Annotated in this window: 22 protein-coding genes; 14 read left to right on the top strand and 8 right to left on the bottom strand. The window is 70.6% G+C overall.

The genetic code is table 11. The features are described from left to right. The first annotated feature begins 138 nt into the window (after window positions 1-138). Together nth and U5911_RS00105 are read left to right on the top strand one after the other, a co-directional pair. Window positions 139-822, top strand: coding sequence for an endonuclease III (nth, locus tag U5911_RS00110; protein WP_336034244.1), 684 nt, complete (start codon window positions 139-141; stop codon window positions 820-822). 130 nt (window positions 823-952) lie between these two features. Further along, window positions 953-1,645, top strand: coding sequence for an ArsR/SmtB family transcription factor (locus U5911_RS00105; protein ID WP_336034242.1), 693 nt, complete (start codon window positions 953-955; stop codon window positions 1,643-1,645). Between the two features lie 16 nt (window positions 1,646-1,661). Here the strand turns inward: U5911_RS00105 and U5911_RS00100 are convergent, their stop codons facing one another. Then, window positions 1,662-2,147 (bottom strand): DUF7321 family protein, encoded by a 486-nt coding sequence (locus U5911_RS00100; RefSeq protein WP_336034240.1) that lies wholly within the window; start codon window positions 2,145-2,147, stop codon window positions 1,662-1,664. A gap of 142 nt (window positions 2,148-2,289) precedes the next feature. On the opposite strand from U5911_RS00100, the gene U5911_RS00095 reads away from it, so the two are divergent. From U5911_RS00095 to U5911_RS00065, 7 genes are all read left to right on the top strand, one after another. Continuing rightward, on the top strand, window positions 2,290-2,832 hold the full coding sequence (locus tag U5911_RS00095; protein ID WP_336034238.1) for an NUDIX hydrolase: 543 nt from the start codon (window positions 2,290-2,292) through the stop codon (window positions 2,830-2,832). An 88-nt stretch (window positions 2,833-2,920) separates the two neighbouring features. Further along, window positions 2,921-3,850, top strand: a complete 930-nt coding sequence (locus tag U5911_RS00090) for a DUF7319 domain-containing protein (RefSeq protein ID WP_336034236.1) — start codon at window positions 2,921-2,923, stop codon at window positions 3,848-3,850. Window positions 3,851-3,952: 102 nt separating this feature from the next. Beyond that, the gene (locus U5911_RS00085; RefSeq protein ID WP_336034234.1) at window positions 3,953-4,660 is read left to right on the top strand and encodes a plastocyanin/azurin family copper-binding protein; all 708 of its coding nucleotides are present in this window, start codon (window positions 3,953-3,955) and stop codon (window positions 4,658-4,660) included. Beyond that, the gene (locus tag U5911_RS00080; RefSeq protein WP_336034232.1) at window positions 4,660-5,046 is read left to right on the top strand and encodes a DUF7318 family protein; all 387 of its coding nucleotides are present in this window, start codon (window positions 4,660-4,662) and stop codon (window positions 5,044-5,046) included. The genes U5911_RS00085 and U5911_RS00080 overlap by 1 nt, the downstream gene beginning before the upstream one ends. Window positions 5,047-5,049: 3 nt before the next feature. Next, on the top strand, window positions 5,050-5,877 hold the full coding sequence (locus U5911_RS00075) for a ubiquinol-cytochrome c reductase iron-sulfur subunit (RefSeq protein ID WP_336034231.1): 828 nt from the start codon (window positions 5,050-5,052) through the stop codon (window positions 5,875-5,877). A gap of 1 nt (window position 5,878) precedes the next feature. Beyond that, window positions 5,879-6,691, top strand: a complete 813-nt coding sequence (locus tag U5911_RS00070; protein WP_336034230.1) for a cytochrome b — start codon at window positions 5,879-5,881, stop codon at window positions 6,689-6,691. A gap of 4 nt (window positions 6,692-6,695) precedes the next feature. Further along, a complete protein-coding gene (locus U5911_RS00065) occupies window positions 6,696-7,457 on the top strand; it encodes a cytochrome b family protein (protein ID WP_336034228.1) in 762 nt (253 codons plus the stop codon). Here U5911_RS00065 and U5911_RS00060 read toward each other — a convergent pair. Further along, complete coding sequence (locus U5911_RS00060; protein WP_336034226.1) at window positions 7,433-7,675, bottom strand: hypothetical protein; 243 nt, start codon at window positions 7,673-7,675, stop codon at window positions 7,433-7,435. The two genes, U5911_RS00065 and U5911_RS00060, sit on opposite strands and share 25 nt — an antisense overlap. Before the next feature lie 213 nt (window positions 7,676-7,888). Here U5911_RS00060 and U5911_RS00055 point away from each other — a divergent pair, with 213 nt between their 5' ends. Then, window positions 7,889-8,182, top strand: coding sequence for a DUF7315 family membrane protein (locus tag U5911_RS00055; RefSeq protein WP_336034225.1), 294 nt, complete (start codon window positions 7,889-7,891; stop codon window positions 8,180-8,182). After that, entirely contained in the window at window positions 8,175-8,435 is a 261-nt protein-coding gene (locus tag U5911_RS00050; RefSeq protein ID WP_336034223.1) for a DUF7314 family protein, read from the top strand. Before U5911_RS00055 ends, U5911_RS00050 begins: the two co-directional genes overlap by 8 nt. A 345-nt stretch (window positions 8,436-8,780) precedes the next feature. Here the strand turns inward: U5911_RS00050 and U5911_RS00045 are convergent, their stop codons facing one another. From U5911_RS00045 to U5911_RS00030, 4 genes are all read right to left on the bottom strand, one after another. Continuing rightward, window positions 8,781-9,221: a DUF7313 family protein gene (locus U5911_RS00045; RefSeq protein WP_336034222.1), complete on the bottom strand. Its 441-nt coding sequence runs from the start codon at window positions 9,219-9,221 to the stop codon at window positions 8,781-8,783. Between the two features lie 46 nt (window positions 9,222-9,267). Further along, the gene (locus U5911_RS00040) at window positions 9,268-9,990 is read right to left on the bottom strand and encodes an NAD(+)/NADH kinase (RefSeq protein WP_336034221.1); all 723 of its coding nucleotides are present in this window, start codon (window positions 9,988-9,990) and stop codon (window positions 9,268-9,270) included. Between the two features lie 91 nt (window positions 9,991-10,081). Then, the gene (locus U5911_RS00035; protein ID WP_336034219.1) at window positions 10,082-11,389 is read right to left on the bottom strand and encodes a M28 family metallopeptidase; all 1,308 of its coding nucleotides are present in this window, start codon (window positions 11,387-11,389) and stop codon (window positions 10,082-10,084) included. Between the two features lie 86 nt (window positions 11,390-11,475). Then, window positions 11,476-11,733 carry an MTH865 family protein gene (locus U5911_RS00030; protein WP_336034218.1) on the bottom strand — a complete coding sequence of 86 codons (258 nt, stop codon included), beginning with the start codon at window positions 11,731-11,733 and terminating at the stop codon, window positions 11,476-11,478. A 151-nt stretch (window positions 11,734-11,884) separates the two neighbouring features. Between U5911_RS00030 and U5911_RS00025 the strand changes: the two genes are divergently transcribed. The 3 genes from U5911_RS00025 (at window position 11,885) to U5911_RS00015 (ending at window position 14,709) form a co-directional block, all read left to right on the top strand. Beyond that, the gene (locus tag U5911_RS00025; RefSeq protein ID WP_336034217.1) at window positions 11,885-12,949 is read left to right on the top strand and encodes a polyprenyl synthetase family protein; all 1,065 of its coding nucleotides are present in this window, start codon (window positions 11,885-11,887) and stop codon (window positions 12,947-12,949) included. Between the two features lie 58 nt (window positions 12,950-13,007). Then, window positions 13,008-14,060 (top strand): M42 family metallopeptidase, encoded by a 1,053-nt coding sequence (locus U5911_RS00020; RefSeq protein ID WP_336034215.1) that lies wholly within the window; start codon window positions 13,008-13,010, stop codon window positions 14,058-14,060. A 94-nt stretch (window positions 14,061-14,154) separates the two neighbouring features. Further along, complete coding sequence (locus U5911_RS00015) at window positions 14,155-14,709, top strand: plastocyanin/azurin family copper-binding protein (protein WP_336034213.1); 555 nt, start codon at window positions 14,155-14,157, stop codon at window positions 14,707-14,709. A gap of 27 nt (window positions 14,710-14,736) precedes the next feature. Here the strand turns inward: U5911_RS00015 and U5911_RS00010 are convergent, their stop codons facing one another. Together U5911_RS00010 and U5911_RS00005 are read right to left on the bottom strand one after the other, a co-directional pair. Then, a complete protein-coding gene (locus U5911_RS00010; RefSeq protein ID WP_336035854.1) occupies window positions 14,737-15,813 on the bottom strand; it encodes a Gfo/Idh/MocA family protein in 1,077 nt (358 codons plus the stop codon). A gap of 136 nt (window positions 15,814-15,949) precedes the next feature. Next, the coding region (locus U5911_RS00005; protein ID WP_336034211.1) for an SRPBCC family protein at window positions 15,950-16,276 on the bottom strand (327 nt) is incomplete at its 5' end.

Genomic DNA, 16,276 nt, shown 5'->3' with positions numbered 1-16,276 from the left:
TGCCGCACTCCCGCATACGCCCTGCCGCTGCTGTCACGTCACAGGGCGGGGTGGTCGCGGCTCCACACTTGAACCCTCGGCGTGCGACGCCTCGGCCGGTTCCGTTACAGCGAAGGGCGCGAAGACCCAGCCCCGAGTATGGGCACGCCGCTGGAGCCGCGAGAACGACAGGTCGAGGAGGTCGTCGACCGCCTGCGCGACGAGTACCCCGACCCGGAGATCTCCCTGCACTTCTCGAATCGGCTCGAACTGCTGGTCGCCGTGATCCTGTCCGCGCAGTGCACGGACGAGCGCGTGAACCAGGAGACCGAACACCTCTTCGAGAAGTACCAGTCTCCGGAGGACTACGCGAACGCCGACCAGGACGACCTCGCCGAGGACCTGAACTCCATCACGTACTACAACAGCAAGGCCGGCTACCTGAAGAACGCCTGCCGGAAAATCGTCGCGGAGCACGGCGGCGAGGTGCCGGACACGATGGCCGAACTCACGGACCTCCCCGGGGTCGGCCGGAAGACGGCGAACGTCGTCCTCCAGCACGGCCACGACGTCACCGAGGGCATCGTCGTCGACACGCACGTCCAGCGGCTGTCGCGGCGCCTCGGCCTCACGGACGAACAGCGACCCGAGGCCATCGAGGCGGACCTGATGCCGGTCGTGGCCCGCGAGCACTGGCAGAACTTCACGCACTGGCTCATCAGTCACGGCCGGGACACGTGCACGGCGCGAAACCCCGACTGCGCTGACTGCGTGCTCGAGGACGTCTGTCCGTCCTCGAAGCTCGACCACGACGTCGACCTCGCGGACGGCAGCGAGTGGTGACCGCCCGGCCGCCGCTGCGGGCCGCCGCAGTCACGGGGTAAGTCGCGGCTTCGGTCCCGGGACAGCGGGGTCAAATCCCGGCTTTAGTTTTGAGAGAGGCTTTGAGGGTGGGTGGTGTAGACCGCGGTAGATGCCCGGAAACCGACTGCTGCCGTCGCGCTCGACCGTCGAGCGGGGGGACGGGTCGCGCGTCGTCGGCATCCGCGAGGACGCGGCCGACGAGGTGTTCGAGGCGCTGTCCTCGCGGACCGCCCGCGAGATCCTCGCCGCGCTCTACCAGGAGCCCGACACGGCCTCCAGCGTCGCCGACGAGGTCGGGACGTCGCTCCAGAACGCCACCTACCACCTGGAGAAGCTCGTCGACGCGGACCTCGTCGAGGTCGCGGACACGTGGTACTCCGAGCAGGGCCGCGAGATGAAGGTGTACGCGCCGGCCTCGGAGTCGCTGGTCGTGTTCGCGTCCGACGAGGCGTCGACGCCGTCGCTGAAGGACCGACTGCTGAACGCGCTCGGGGCGCTCGGAATCCTGGGCGTCGCGAGCCTGCTCGTCCAGCGGCTGTTCGGCGGCCGCGGCGACGCGACGCCGTACGAGGTGCGTACCGACGGCGACGGGGGTGGCGCTCCAGCGACCACCGAGGCGGCCGACGTCGGCATCATGAACGACGCCGCCGAGGAGACGCCCGCGCAGACGGAGCTCGCCGCCGACACCGCCCAGGCGGCGGCCGACGGGGCGCAGGGGCTGCCGCCTGGGCTGCTGTTCTTCCTCGGCGGCCTCCTCGCGTTCGCGCTCGTGCTCGGGTTCGTCTGGTACCGGCGCCGGTAGCGGCGGTCCGCAGCCGTCAGAACTGGCTGTGGTAGCGGAGGTAGAAGCGGATGACGCCGAGCACCCACGCGACGAGCCAGCAGACGGTGTAGCCGACGACGCCGGCGCGCAGGCGGAGCCGCCACGCGCCCATGTTCTCGTGGATGTCGTCGAGGTCGACGTCCTGGTCGGGGTCGTGGTAGAGGTTGTACTCGCGTTTCGCGCGCAGGATGGGGACGATGCCGGTGAGCGCGAACGCCAGGAACGCGTAGGCCTGCACGCCGAAGAACGCGTGCATCGCGGCGAAGCCGCTGAGCTGGTCGAGCAGGCGCGGGAGCATCCAGCCGGCGACGGGCACCGTCGTCATCGCCAGTCCGGCGAAGATGTACGCGAGGTGGTGCCTGAGGGTGGCCCACGTCACCGTCTCGGCGTCGACGACGATCCACGCGCCGTAGAGGTAGCAGGGGAAGCTCGCGGTGACCAGCACGGCGGCGGCGGCCGCCACCGTCACGTCCTCGACCATGCCGGAGCGTTCGGCGCACGCGACTAAACGGGTTCGGCTTCGTCCCGACGCGCGGGAACCTCGAATCCCGCGGTAGCGGCCGTCTCTGACTATCTTTCGTGACGTAGCAAAATTTACCGGAAGGTGTTCGGTACTGTCACGCATGGTCGAATTCGACTACGAGATCGACTCCGTCGCCGTCGTGCCGGAGTACTGTCACCGGTGCGGCGCCGAACTCGACGCCAGGGCCTACGAGGACCGCGAGCTCCCGTGGTGTGGCGACTGCGAGGTGTTCTTCTCGCGGAACCCGGTGCCGGGCGTCCACCTCGTCGTCCACGACGACGAGCGCGTGCTCGTCCTCGACGAGCCGATTCCGCAGCACGAGGGCCTGCTGAGCCTCCCCGGCGGCCACGCGCGTCCCGACGAGGGGCCGAGGCGGGCTGCGGTCCGCGAACTCGAGGAGGAGACGGGCCTGACGGCCGACCCCGGCGACCTCCGGTTTCTCACCGTGTTGCACGCGGAACTCCCGGACGTCGCGCTGTACCTGTTGACGTACGCCGTCGAGCGCTCGCGCGTCGCCGGCGACCTCACCACCGAGTTCGACGCCGGCGAGGCGCACTTCGCGCCGCTCGCGGCCCTCCGCGCGAACCCGGACCGCATCCGGGACTCGGACCTCGAGCGCATCGAACTCGCGTTCGGGGACTGACAGCGGGCTCCGAGACGGTAACGGGCCGGGGTCGGGCCGCCACACGGGGTCGGAAGGGTTTACCCGTTCCGTCCGCTACCCGCAGCTAATGACGGACGCCAGCGGCGGCGAGGACCGGTCGACCGACGGCGACGCGTCCACGCCCCACGGCGACGCGTCCGCCGACGCGGGGACCGACGGCGACGCGTCCGCCGACGAGGGGACCGACGGCGAGGGTGGAGCGGACGCCGAGGACCTCGAGTCGCTCCGCGAGCGCGTCGACGCGGAGTACGACTTCGAGGACTTCGGGCCCCGCGAGATGGCGGAGATGTCCGCCGACGAGTGGGAGGCCGCGTTCGACCCGGACACGTGGATCACGGGCCGGGACCTCCTCGACCGCGTCGAGGCGGACCTCCGCCACCGGGTCGCCACCAGGGACGTGTTCGCGGTCGTCGAGCGCGACAGCATCGACGGCGAACCCGTCGTGCTCGCGTACTCCGACGAGGGCTACGCGGTCGTCTACCCGGACGGGACCGTCCGGGGGACCGGGACCGTGCTCCGCGACGTGAAGCCGACGGTCGCGCTGTGCTCGATGGACGACTACGACGTCCCGGACGCCCCAGAGAACGCGGGACTGCCCGACCCACAGGAGGTGCCGGAGGGCAGCGGCGGGTTCGGGACGACGCTGCTCCAGTACGTCGGGCTGGCGCAGTTCGCCGTCGGCGTCCTGCTCGTCCTCGCGCCGTTCGTCTACGACCCCCTCGTGCGCACGTGCCAGCCGGCAGCGGGCGGCGCCGGTCGGACCTGCACCGTCGCCGGGTCGACGCTCCACCTCTACCCGCTCGGCGACTCCGCGATCATCGCGGTCATCGCCGGCATCGGGTTCGCGCTGTTCGGCGGGCTGATGCTGCTGGTCGTCGCGAACGCCAGGCTCTCGGACCGCTTCCGGTCCGAGGAGTTCCGCGAGCGCCTCCGCGCGGCCGGCCTCGGGGACGGCGAGCGGCCGGAGTTCGTCCCCGAAACGGACAGCGACCGGTGACGCCGGAAGCGCCCTGAACGCCGGTAGAACGCGAGTACGGCGAGGCTGTCCGCTGGCGGCCATCGGTGGGTTTATGCGGGAGCCATCCTGACTCGCAACTGTATGAAGAGGCGGGACTTTCTGAAGATTGCGACCGGCTCGGCCGGCGGCGCCGCAGCCATCGGCGCGGCCGGCGCGCGGTCGTCCTCCGCATCCGCCGCCGTCCAGGAGGGCGAGGAGAACAACACGTCCTCCGGGAACGGCACCACCGGGAACGGCACGACCGGGAACGGTACGGCCGGGAACGAGACCACCGGTGAGGGCGAGGGCGGGGGCGACGAGTTCCCCGGCGCCGGGACGACGGAGACCGTCGCGGTCGGTCCCGACGGACAGAACATCTTCGACCCCGAGACGGTGTACATCCAGCGCGGCGCGACCGTCGAGTGGGTGTGGGAGTCGCCCGGTCACAACGTGCACGCGACCAACGTGCCGGAGGACGCGGACTGGGACGTCCAGACGGAGATCACCGGTCCCGAGTTCACGTACTCGTACACGTTCGAGGGTCCCCTCGGCGAGTACGAGTACGTCTGTGACCCCCACGAGGGCGTCGGGATGGTCGGCACGGTCGTCGTCAACGAGTCGGGCGAGGCGCCCGGTGGCGACGGCGGCGGTGGCGCCGCGCAGCTGAGCCCCCACGACATGGGCGTGCCGTTCCAGGCGCACTTCGTGGGCATCGCCACCATCCTGATGATGATCGTGTCGCTGGTGTACGCGTTCTTCGTCCTCAAGTACGGCGAATCCCAGCACGCGAGCGCACCCAATAAAGAATAATGTCCTCGAAAGGCTCCAACTACGGCGACATCCACCGGTACGAGCCCGCCCGCGAGAGCACGGCGGCGAGCATCGCCATCGTCTTGCTGACGTTCATCGAGATCGTGTTCGTGGCGGTGTTCGCGTACGGCCTCGTGGCTGGGTGGGGACGCGACCCCATCGGGAACATGTACCTGGGGTTCCTCCTCGCGGTCATCTTCATCGACCTGTCGTTCGTCCTGCTGCTGTACCGCAAGGAGTTCCTGCCGGACGTGATGATCGTGAAGAAGCGCCGCCGCAAGTGGGAGGACCTCTACGTCCGCGAGGACCAGGCGGACGGCGTCTCCGCGATGGGGGACACCGTCGAACAGTTGAAGAAAGCAGTCTACCCATACTACAAGAAGTAACCAATGTCTGACAAGTACCCAGAGAGTTCGGGACGCCGGCGCTTCGTGAAGGGCGTCGTCGGCAGCGCCGCCGTCGCGGGCATCGGCACCGCGGGCGTCGCGGCCGTCGACTCCATCACGAACCCGACCGGCGCGGGCGGCGGCCCGACCGACTACTTCGGCGTCGAGAACACCGCCGGGCCGGCGCCGCGCGCGATGCCGATGATCCCGGTCGAGGTCGACGACGAGGGCTACCTCCGCGGCGTCTACCCGGAGATCCAGGAGACCGAGACGGAGACGGGCGAAGTCGTCCAGGAGGCGCGGATGGAACTCGGCGGCATCGAGTACAGCGCCAACTGGTTCCAGTACTGCGGCGTCCAGACCTACGAGGGCGTCCGGCCCGGCTACGACGGCGACAACTACTTCCGGTACTCCGGCGGCTACGACTGGCAGCCGTCGTCCGGGCGCGTCAGCGTCGACGACTTCGAGGACTACGAGACCTGGGAGAACGAGTTCGGCGACGGTCCGATCGGCAAGCCGGCGAAGGCGACCTGGCGCTCGCAGGACACCGAGAACTCCATCCCCATCCAGCTCATCCGGAGCAGCCTCGTCGAGGAGAAGATCGCCGAGGAGAGCGGCGAAGCCATCGACTGGCTGGAGGCCGCGACGACGGACGGCTTCATGGCCATCCTCAACAAGTGCACGCACTTCTGCTGTGCGCCACAGGGGTTCCGGACGTCGAACTACGGCGGCTCCGGTGACAAGATCTACTGCCAGTGCCACCAGTCGATCTACGACCCGTACAGCATCGTGAAACGCAGCTTCGTGGCGTTCGCGCGCCCGGAGGAGTAACATGAGCATCGAACGCAAGGACGAACACGACCACGAAGCCTGGATCCAGGAGAAGGACCTGACGCCGATCGAGCAGTCGTTCCTGACGGTGCTCGTCTGGCTGGACGAACGGCTCCGGCTCGTCGACTACCTGGAGCTGCTGGAGACCCTCTACTACCGGGTCAACCTCCAGATGCCGAAGAGCCACACCGAACAGTACAACCTCGACAACAAGTTCTGGTACTGGTACCCGCTGTACTCGCTGGGGTTCTTCTCGACGGTGGCGTACATCGTCGCGGCGATCTCCGGCGCCCTGCTCGGGTTCTACTACTCGCCGTCCGCGGCCGCTGGCGCCGCCGACATCGAGGGCGCGACGGTCGCGTACAGCACCGTCGCCGCCATCATGACGGACCTCAACTTCGGGTTCTTCCTCCGGTCGCTGCACCGGTGGGCCGCCCAGGTGATGACCGCGGCGGTGTTCCTGCACATGCTGCGCGTGTACTTCACCGGCGCGTACAAGGAACCCCGCGAGGTGAACTGGATCATCGGCATCGTCCTGCTCAGCCTCACGATGGTGTTCGGGTACACGGGCTACCTGCTCCCGTGGGACCAGCTGGCGTTCTGGGCCGGACAGATCGGCGTGGAGATGAGCCTCTCCATCCCGCTCATCGGCGAGTGGGTGGCGCAACTGATGTTCGGCGGGTTCTCGCTCGGCCAGGCGACGCTGCAGCGGATGTACCTCCTGCACGTGTTCCTGCTGCCGTTCGTCGTGACGACCGTCATCGCCATCCACCTCGGCCTCGTGTGGATGCAGGGCATCGCGGAACCCCACTAGAACAATGACCGAAGACACCACCGAAGACGCGGCTCGCACCGACGGCACGGGCATCGTTCCGCCGGACGACGAGACCCCGACGTGGCGCGAGCGCAAGGAGCGCACGACGGGGCTGTCCCGGCTGACCTACGAGTACTTCGAGCGCTCGCGGCGCGAGGACCAGGACCTCCGCGAGGAGTCGGACTACGTGGAACGCGACGTGCTCGCGTTCCCCGTCTGGCCGCACGAGCTCATCCGGAACCTCGCGCTGACGAGCTTCTTCGTCGGGATGATCTTCTTCCTGGCGGCGACGCTGCCGCCCCACCTCGGGAACCCCGCGAACCCGAGCCAGACGCCGAGCGTCATCCTGCCGGACTGGTATCTCTACTGGTCGTTCGGCCTGCTGAAGCTCGGTCCGCTGAACCCCGAGCTGGCCATCCTCGGCGGCGACAAGCTGATGGCCGACCGCACGTACGGCGTGCTCGCGAACGTCGTGGTCGTCGGGTTCATCGCCGTCGTCCCGTTCCTCAACAAGGGGAGCGCGCGCCGCCCCGTCGAGCAGCCGTTCTGGGCGTCGATCGGCGTGATGGGGGTCGTGTTCGCGTTCACCATCAGCGCGTACTCCGCGAAGAACCTGATTCCGCTCGACCCGCACCTGCTGTTCGACCTGACGTTCCTGTTGCCGCCGCTGATCGGCGCGCTGTCGTACGCGGTCCTGAAGACGATGCGGGAGGGGTACATGTACGACCTGAACCGCCGGTACTACAAGCTGCGGCCGCCGAAGTAGCCGGCCGTCGCTCCGTTCTCGGTCGTTTCGTTCCCCATCGCTTCGTTCTCCGTCGTCTCGTTCCCCGTCGTTTCGTTGTCTGTCGTTTCGTTCCCCATCGCTTCGTTCTCCGTCGTTTCGTTCCCCATCGCTTCGTTCTCCGTCGTTTCGTTCCCCATCGCTTCGTTCTCCGTCGTTTCGTTCCCCATCGCTTCGTTCTCCGTCGTTTCGTTCCCCATCGCTTCGTTCTCCGTCGTTTCGCTCTCTGTCGTCTCGTTGTCTGTCGCTGGTCACGCGGTCGACCGTGCTCGGTCGCCGAATCCGCCGTCGACCGTGCTGCGTCGCTGGTCCCGCACTGGCGTCGCCGTGCTCGCCGCGCACGGTCGCGTCGCCGCGGCGCGTGCCGGCCGTGACCGCGAGAGTGAAGTAGCGGCCGGCCGTCAACCGGGACAATGAGCGACGGGAGCCGCGGCCGCGACGTCGTCGTGCCCGACCGCCTCTACAAGTCCGTGACGGTGTTCTCGACGCTGTTCGCGGTGGTGGCCGTCGTCGGGGGGTTCGTCGCGCTGGACGCCGCGACGAACGCCGGTCGCGCCGCGCCGGACGAAGTGAACGTGTTCCTGGCGGCGTTCGGCGTCGGCCTCATCGCCGCCGGCGGACTCGTGTACGCGTTCGCGTCCCGGTTCCGGGCCGGCGGAATGGCAACGGATAAGGACAGCGACGACGAACCCACGGACAATGGCTGACGAGTTCGCGAAGGGGCTCGGGCTCTTGACCGGTGCGGGCCTCATCTGGATGGTGCTGGCGGGCTGGTACAAGACGCCGAGTTTCGGCGGGGCACAGCTCACGGGCTCGCCGCCGAGCGACCTCTCGATGCTCGGCGAGCTCGCGCTCATCACGCTGGAGGCGTCGTTCTACCTGGCGATCTTCGGCGCGCTCCTGTTCTGGGTGGGCGTGCCGCTGGGCAGGGAACTGTACGCGCAGGTCGTCGGCGAGTAACCGCGCTTTCTCCGTCATTTCACGCGACCCGGCAGCGACGCGTCCGGCGTCGACCTCGCGAGTGACTCCACTGCCGGTGGCCGGCGCCGCCGGGCCTCTCGAGGCGGCCTGGGGCGACGCGAGGCGTGGCACAAGCGACGCGAGGACTTCGGAGCGCCGGTACGCCGACCGGACGCTGGCTGTGGCCGGCGTCGCGACTACTGCACTACTTGGGACCGTCACGAGCGGCGGCGCGGACGCGGCGTCGCCGCCGAGCCCTCGACGGAGAGCGAAGCGAAGCGAAACGAAGCGAAACGAAGCGGCGTGGTGCGTTCGGGCGGCGCGGTCGGCGGGGTCGCGGCGGCCTCAGATGACCTGGACCCAGATGGGCTTGATGAGGAAGAAGACGCTGAGGAACGCGGCGTACAGGAACGTGAGGGTGGCGGCGGCGATGGCGCCCTTCGGGGCCTCGAGGCTCATGCCCTCGCGCGCTTCGACCTTGCGGGCTTCGAACTCGAAGAAGTCCGCGACGAACGTCCCGAGCACGAGCGTGGACAGCACCATGCCGGAGTGGTGGTGCAGCGAGAGGTAGTAGAAGCTCAGCAGGACGAGCCCCCAGGACGTGAACGCGTGGAACGGGTGCCAGGAGAGCGCGTCGGCGCCGTCCTCGGCCTGGCGTTCGTGGGCGCTGTGGGCGACGCGTCGGCTCACGAAGTTCAACACGACCATTGCCATGACCGCGTGCTCGGCGTACGGCGCGAGCAGCGCGTCGAGGGGCCCGAAGATCGCGACCGATGGGTCTACCATAGGCGATGGTTCGGTGTGTCGCGGTATTATGTCTTTTCCAATGCGGTCACGCGGACGACGCGGCGGGCGCGGACGCCGCGACGACGGCGACCGGCAGCGGGACGCCCCACGCCAGTTCGACCGGCTCGTCCGGGGTCGCGTACCCGGCGTCGCGGCCGTCGGCGAACACGGCGACGGCGGCCGTCTCGCGCACGACCGTCAGCGAGACTGGCGGGCCGAGTACCCACCGGGGTTTCGCGACGCGGAACGGCGCGATGGGGACCACGGCGACGGTGTCGGCGTCCCCCGAGAGCAGCGGGCCGCCGGCGTCGCTGGCGTACCCGCGACTGCCGGCCGGCGTTGCCGCGACGACGCCGTCCGCGCGCACCGTGTCGACGTCGTCGTCGCCGTCCCGGATCGCGTACTCGGAGATCCGCGCGGGCTCGTCGGTGACCAGGTGGACGTCCGCGAGCGCGCGGGTCTCCTCGCCGCCGACCGTCGCCGACAGCGTCGGCTGGTCGCGGACCTCATAGTCGCCGGTCGCGACGTCGGCGAGCGCCTCCGGCAGGTCGTCGCGCGCGACGCCCCCGTACCCGGCGCCTGCGTCGACCGGGAGGACGGGAGTCCCGGCCTGGGCCTCGACGGCGTCGAGGAGCGCGTCCTCGCCGAGCGCGACGAGTACGTCGACGTCCCCGACGGCGTCCCTGCCGACCACCGGTTCGCCGCCCGCGTCCCCCACGGCGTTCGCGGCCGCGTTCGCGCCGTCGCCGAGCAGTCCGACGCGCGTCACCGGAACCACCGGCGTCGAGTCCTCGCGGTCATCGTGGGAAGGCGGGCGCGGCAGTCGCAAAAAGGCTACGGGCCGCGGCGGGCGCTGCGGGTCAGTCGTCGTACGGCCAGTCCCCGGTGACCCGCATGCCCGCCGCGAGCCCCTCGTCCTCGAGGGCGGCCGCGACGTCGGCCTCGCTGGCGTGCGCGACGGCGAAGTCGTCGCCGGCGAGCTCGACGGTCAGCGCCGCGAGCAGGATGGCCTGTTCGCGGAAGTCCCGCGCCTCGAGCTTGTCGAGGGTGTCGGCGTACGTGTGACCCCAGCCGCGGCCCGGGCCATCCGTGTCGCTGGCGACGTGGTAGCCGGGGACGCCGTACTTGACGTACTCCCAGTGGTCGGAGTGCGGGTTCAGGTCGGGCGAGACCGAGACGGGGTGGTCGAAGCGGTCGGCGACCGCCCGGGCGGCGTCGCCGAGCGCGTCGAAGTGGTGGGTGTGGAACTGGAGCGTGCGGCCGCGCACGACGCCGTCGAGGTTGAGGACGGCCCGTATCGCGTCCCGGTCGCGGCGCTCGGCGTCGTACGCCGACCCCACGAGGCCGACCTCCTCGGCGCCGAAGCAGACGAAGCGCACCCGGGTGTCGAGTTCGGCCGCGCGGTCGGCGAGCGCGTCCGCGAGCTCGACGACCATCGCGGTGCCGGCGCCGTTGTCCATCGCGCCCTCGGCGACGTCGTGGGCGTCGACGTGGCTCGTGACGAGCAGTTCCTCGTCCGTGTCCGGGCCGAGCGTCGCGTGGACGTTCTGGCTGGTGGCGTCGTGGACGTCGGCGGTGACGGAGACGCCGACCGGTTCGCCGTCGTACTTGCGCGCGAGGCGGGCGCCGACCTCCTTCGAGACGCCGACGGCGGGGACCTCGCCGATGGGGTTCTCGCTGGTGCCGACGCTGCCCGTCGGCGGCAGGCAGCCCTCGACGTGGTTCCGGTAGACGAACGCGGCCGCGCCCGCCTCGACGGCGTGGTAGTACTTCTCGCGGCGGTGGAGGTAGCGGTCGTACCACTCCGGCACGTCCGAGGCCACCATCACGACCGTCCCGTCGAGGTCGGCGCGCTCGAAGTCGTCCGGGAGCCCGTACCCGAGGTCGACGAACTCGCCGGTCGCGTCGCCGCTGGGGCTGCGCGGTAACGCGATGGCGTCCTCGTCGCCGTCCGGCGTCTGGACGGCGCTGTCGCCGCGCGTCCAGCCCTGTATCTCGAACTCGTCGAGGCGGGCGTCCCCGCAGGCGGCCGCGAGCGCGTCCCGGGTCGCCTCGGCGGCCTCGCGCTCGCCCTCGGAGCCCGCCATCCGGTCGCGGACGTCGACGAGGGTCTCGAGGTGCGTCCAGCCCGTGTCGCTGGTGAACAGCTCACCGATCCAGTCGGTCATGTCTACGGCGACGCTCACCACGGCGTAAGTCGTTTCGGAAGCAGAAGCAGTCGGGGGGGTTCACCCCCGGCGGGAGCGCGCGGCGTTCAGATGTCGCCTTCGTCCTTCAGGCCCTCGATGACGTCGTCGACGAGGGACTCGGCGTCGTCGTACGGGAACTCGGCGCGGCTCGAGAGCTTCGTCGCCAGCTCCATCGCGGTGAACGACTTGCCGCCGGCCTCGAACGTCGTCGAGGGGCCGTTCGGGAGCGCGGGCACGAGGTCCATCTGGTTGTTCACTGGGTAGTCGGCGCCCGAGAAGGCGTCGAGGAGTTCCTTCCGGAGTTCGGCTTCGACGTCTGCCATACGTTCCCGTGGACGCGGACTCTCCAAAAGGGTTCTGGAACCCCGAACGCGCCGCGTGGAGTTTCTCCGTGCGGGAGCGCCCGCCGCACGGCCGGCCGGCGAGTCGTTCGCGAACTGAAGTTTTTTGCCGGCTGCAGGCGACCCACCGAGTATGCGAGCGGCGCTCTCGGAGTGGCGGCCGCGCATCGACGCGGAGATCGCGCGGCTGCTCCCGCGGACGCTGACGGCCGACGCCGTCGCCGAGCGGTTCGGGGAGCCGCAGTTCGCCTACGACGCGGACGCGCTGACGAGTGCCCTCTGCGAGCCCGTCTGGGACCTGCTCGACCGCGGCGGGAAGCGCTGGCGGCCCGTCCTCTTCCTGGTCGCCGCGGAGGGGTTCGGCGGCGACCCCGAGGAACTGCTGCCCTACGCGACCATCCCCGAGGTCCTCCACACCGGCACTATCATCGTCGACGACGTCGAGGACGGCGCGACCCTCCGGCGCGGCGGCCCCGCCATCCACCGCACGTACGGCGTCGACGTCGCGCTGAACGCCGGGAACGCCCTCTACTTCGTGCCGCTGAAGGTCGTCACGGACGACCCCGCCGACCTCCCCGCGGAGCGGCGGCTGCGCGCGTTCGACATGCTCACGCACGAACTCAACCGCACGCACCTCGGCCAGGGGACGGACATCCACTGGCACAACGGCGACAGCGTCGCCATGACCGAACGCGAGTACCTGGAGATGAGCGCGTGCAAGACGGGCGCACTCGGCCGCATCGCCGGCCGGCTCGCCGCCATCGTCACGGGCCAGGACGAGGCGACGGAGGCCCACCTGGCGGACTACGCGGAGTCGCTGTGCATCGCGTTCCAGATCGCCGACGACGTCCTCGACGTCGAGCACACGCTCGACGAGGCGGGCGACTTCGGGAAGGCGTTCGGGAACGACGTCCGCGAGGGCAAGCGCACCCTCCTGGTGATCCACGCCGTCGAGCACGCCGACGAGGCCGACGCGGCGCGGCTCCGGGAGGTCCTCACCGACGACGACCCGAGCGACGAGGACGTCCTCGACGCCGTCGGCGTGCTGCGGGACGCGGGCAGCGTCGAGTACGCCCGCGAGCGCGCCCGCGAGCTCGCGGCGGCCGCCCGCGACCACCTCGACGCCGTCGACGTCCGCGACGAGCAGGCCGACCAGCTCGCCGCGTTCACGGAGTTCGTCGTCGACCGGGACGCCTGAGCGCCGCGCGGACTTCCGGTAGGCGCGCGCTTTTCACCCGCGCGACGCAGGGTCGACCATGGACGTCGACTTCGACCTGCTGAGCGAACTGACGGCCGTCGACGGCACGCCCGGCCAGGAGGACCGCGTGCGCGCGGTCGTCCGCGAGCACCTCCCCGAGGACGTCGACGAGGTTCGCACGGACGCGATGGGGAACCTCGTCGCGACCGTCGAGGGCGCGACGGACCCCGACTTCGAGGTGCTGGTCGCGGCGCACATGGACGAGATCGGGTTCCTCGTGCGGCACGTCCACGACGACGGCTTCGTGCGGGTGGACGCGCTCGGCGGCTGGGACCCGCGAGTGCTGCGCGCCGAGCGCGCGACCGTCCACGCCGCCGGCGGCGACCTCCCCGGGGTCATCGGGTCGCCGCCGCCGCACACCGACGGCAACCCCTACATGCGGGACGAAGACGAGGTGCGGGACGTGTTCATCGACCTCGGCCTCCCCGCCGAGGCGGTCGAGGAACGCGTCAGCGTCGGGGACCGCGTGACGCTCACCCAGCCGCTGGAGCGCGTCGGCGACCTCCTCACGGGGAAGGCCGTCGACAACCGCGTGAGCGTGTACGCGCTGCTGGAGGTGGCCGCCCGCGTCGACCCCGACGTGACCGTGCACTTCGCGGCGACCACCCAGGAGGAGGTCGGTCTGCGCGGCGCGGAGGCGATCGGCGCCGACGTCGACCCGGACCTCGCGCTGAACCTCGACACCACCGTCGCCAACGACATCCCGCAGTTCGTCTACGAGGAGGACCACGTCACGGAACTCGGGGCGGGCGCCGCGGTGAAGCTCAAGGACGGCGTCGTCATCCCGAACCCGAAAGTCGTCGACCAGTTGCTCGCCGTCGCCGACCGCGAGGGGCTCGCCCACCAGCTGGAGGTGCTGCCCGCGGGCGGCACCGACACGGGACCGCTCCAGCGCTCGCACGGCGCGACTCCCGCGGGCGCGCTCTCGACGCCGACGCGGTACCTCCACACGCCAACGGAGGCCGCCCACGTCGACGACGTCGCCGCCGTCGTCGACCTCGCGAGCGCGTTCCTCGCGGACCTCGACGGCGACGAGGACTACGCGCTCTGAGCGGGCGTCGGGCCGCGTCGACGCCGTTCCGTCGGCCGGTCGCCGGGACGCGCAAACCAAAGTATTCAGTACCCGGTGTCCCTTAGCGTCGCGCATGACCGACGACACAGGCGAGCGCGTGACGCGCCGCAGGTTCCTCCGCACTGGCGCCGGCGTCGCGGCCGCGGGGGTCGCCGCGACCGGTTCGGCGGCCGCCCAGGAGGACGGCGGTGGCGGATCCACCGAGATCACGGTGGGTCCCGGCGGGTCGAACGTCTTCGACCCGGAGACGGCGTACGTCGAACCCGGCGGGACGGTCAAGTGGGTGTGGGACTCCGGCGGCCACAACGTCGCCGTGGAGTCCACCCCGGACGGCGCGGAGTGGACGGGCCACGAACCGATCGAGGACGCCGGCTTCGAGTACGAGCACACCTTCGAGACCGAGGGCACCTACGAGTACGTCTGCACGCCCCACGCCAGCGTCGGCATGACTGGCGTCGTCGAGGTGACGACGGACCCGCCGGAGGAACCGCAGGGCTACCAGTCCATTCTCCCGAACAGCGCGAAGACCCTCGGCGTCGCGGCCGTCGGCTCGATGACGTCCGTCCTCGGGCTGACGTACTTCTTCATGCGGTACGGCGGCGACTACGGCGAGGGCGACCACGAGTAGGGCTCGCGGCGCGCCGACGCCCTCCGGTCAGACCGCGACCCACTCGCGGCGGTCGCTGCTCTCCGCGACTGCGTCCAGCAGCCGCTGGACCGCGAGGCCGTCGCCGAAGTCCGGTTCGAACGCGGCGCCGTCGGCGACCGCCGAGAGGAACTCGTAGTTCTCGTGGACGAACGTCTGCTCCCAGCCGAGCGCGTGGCCGGACGGCCACCACTGCTCGCCGTAGGGGTGGTCGTCGTCGGTGACGAGCACCGTCTCGAAGCCGCGGCCGTCGCCGCGCAGCACCTCGAGTTCGTTCAGCCGCTGGAGGTCGAACCGCACCGCGCCCGCCGAGCCGTCGAGCTCGAAGGCGTGCTGGTTCCGGCGGCCGGTCGCGTACCGCGTCGCCTCGAACGTCCCCACCGCGCCGCACTCGAACTCGGCGTGCGCGGCGAACGCGTCGTCGACGGTCACTGGGCGCGGGTCGCCGCCGCCTTCGGGGACGCGCTCGTCGACGAACGTCTCCGCGTGCCCGCTGACGGCGTCGACGTCGCCGACGAGGTAGCGCGCGAGGTCGAAGCTGTGCGCGCCGAGGTCGCCAAGCGCCCCGGAGCCGGCGGCGTCGGCGTCCAGCCGCCAGGTCCACGGCGCGTCCGGGTCGACGAGCCAGTCCTGGAGGTAGCGGAAGCGCGCGTGCCGGAGCTCGCCGAGTTCGCCGGCCTCGACCAGCTCTCTCGCGTACCGGACCGCCGGCACGAACCGGTAGTTGAACCCGACCGCGGCGACGGCGTCGCTGGCCGCCGCGGCGGCGGCCATCCGCTCGGCCCCGTCGAGAGTCGGCGCCAGCGGCTTCTCGCAGAGGACGTGGACGCCCGCGTCGAGGGCCGCGACCGTCGGCTCGACGTGGACGCTGTTCGGCCCGAGGTTGTAGAAGACGTCGACGTCGAGGGCGTCCCGCCAGTCCGTCTCGACGCGCGAGAACCCCATTCGGTCGGCGGCCTCGCCGGCGGCGGCCGCGTCGCGGCCGACCAGCACGTCCAGGGAGACCTCGGGGGCGTCCGGGAAGAACTGCGGGAGCGTGCGAAGCGCGTTCGCGTGCGCGTCGCCCATGAACCCGTAGCCGAGCATCCCCACCGAGAGCGGTTCGCTGGCCACGACTACCGGCACCTCCGTCGAGTGCGCCCCGCGCGGGCGCCGAAAGCGAGCGTCCAGTGCACGCTCCCAGGATTCACTCGCCGCCAGATAAGCGTTGTCGGCCGACGGGCTACCGCCGCTCGACCGCGAGGTCGACGGGCCGGCGCTCCCCCTCCAGGTCGGCGACGACGCGCTCGACGACGCGCTCGCCCTCCTCGACGACGAGGTCGACGACGCGGTCGACCACCCAGTCGAGGGAGACGAACGCCGGCAGGTCGAGCGTGCCGCGCGCGCTCCCCGCGTCGTAGGTCACGACCAGCGACACCGCACACCCCGACTCCGCCTCCTCGACCAGCCAGCTCCCGTGGGCGTCGATGCCGCCGACGAGCTCCCAGTCGATGCGGTGTGGCTCCTCCGTGGCGGTGACCCGCGACCGCACCGTGTGCGAGAGCTTCCA

Origin of the sequence: Halobacterium yunchengense (assembly GCF_037031165.1) — an archaeon.
GTDB classification, from domain to species: Archaea; Halobacteriota; Halobacteria; order Halobacteriales; family Halobacteriaceae; genus Halobacterium; species Halobacterium yunchengense.
The sequence above is the reverse complement of the archived record's forward strand: the minus strand, read 5'-3'. Positions and strand labels throughout refer to the sequence as shown.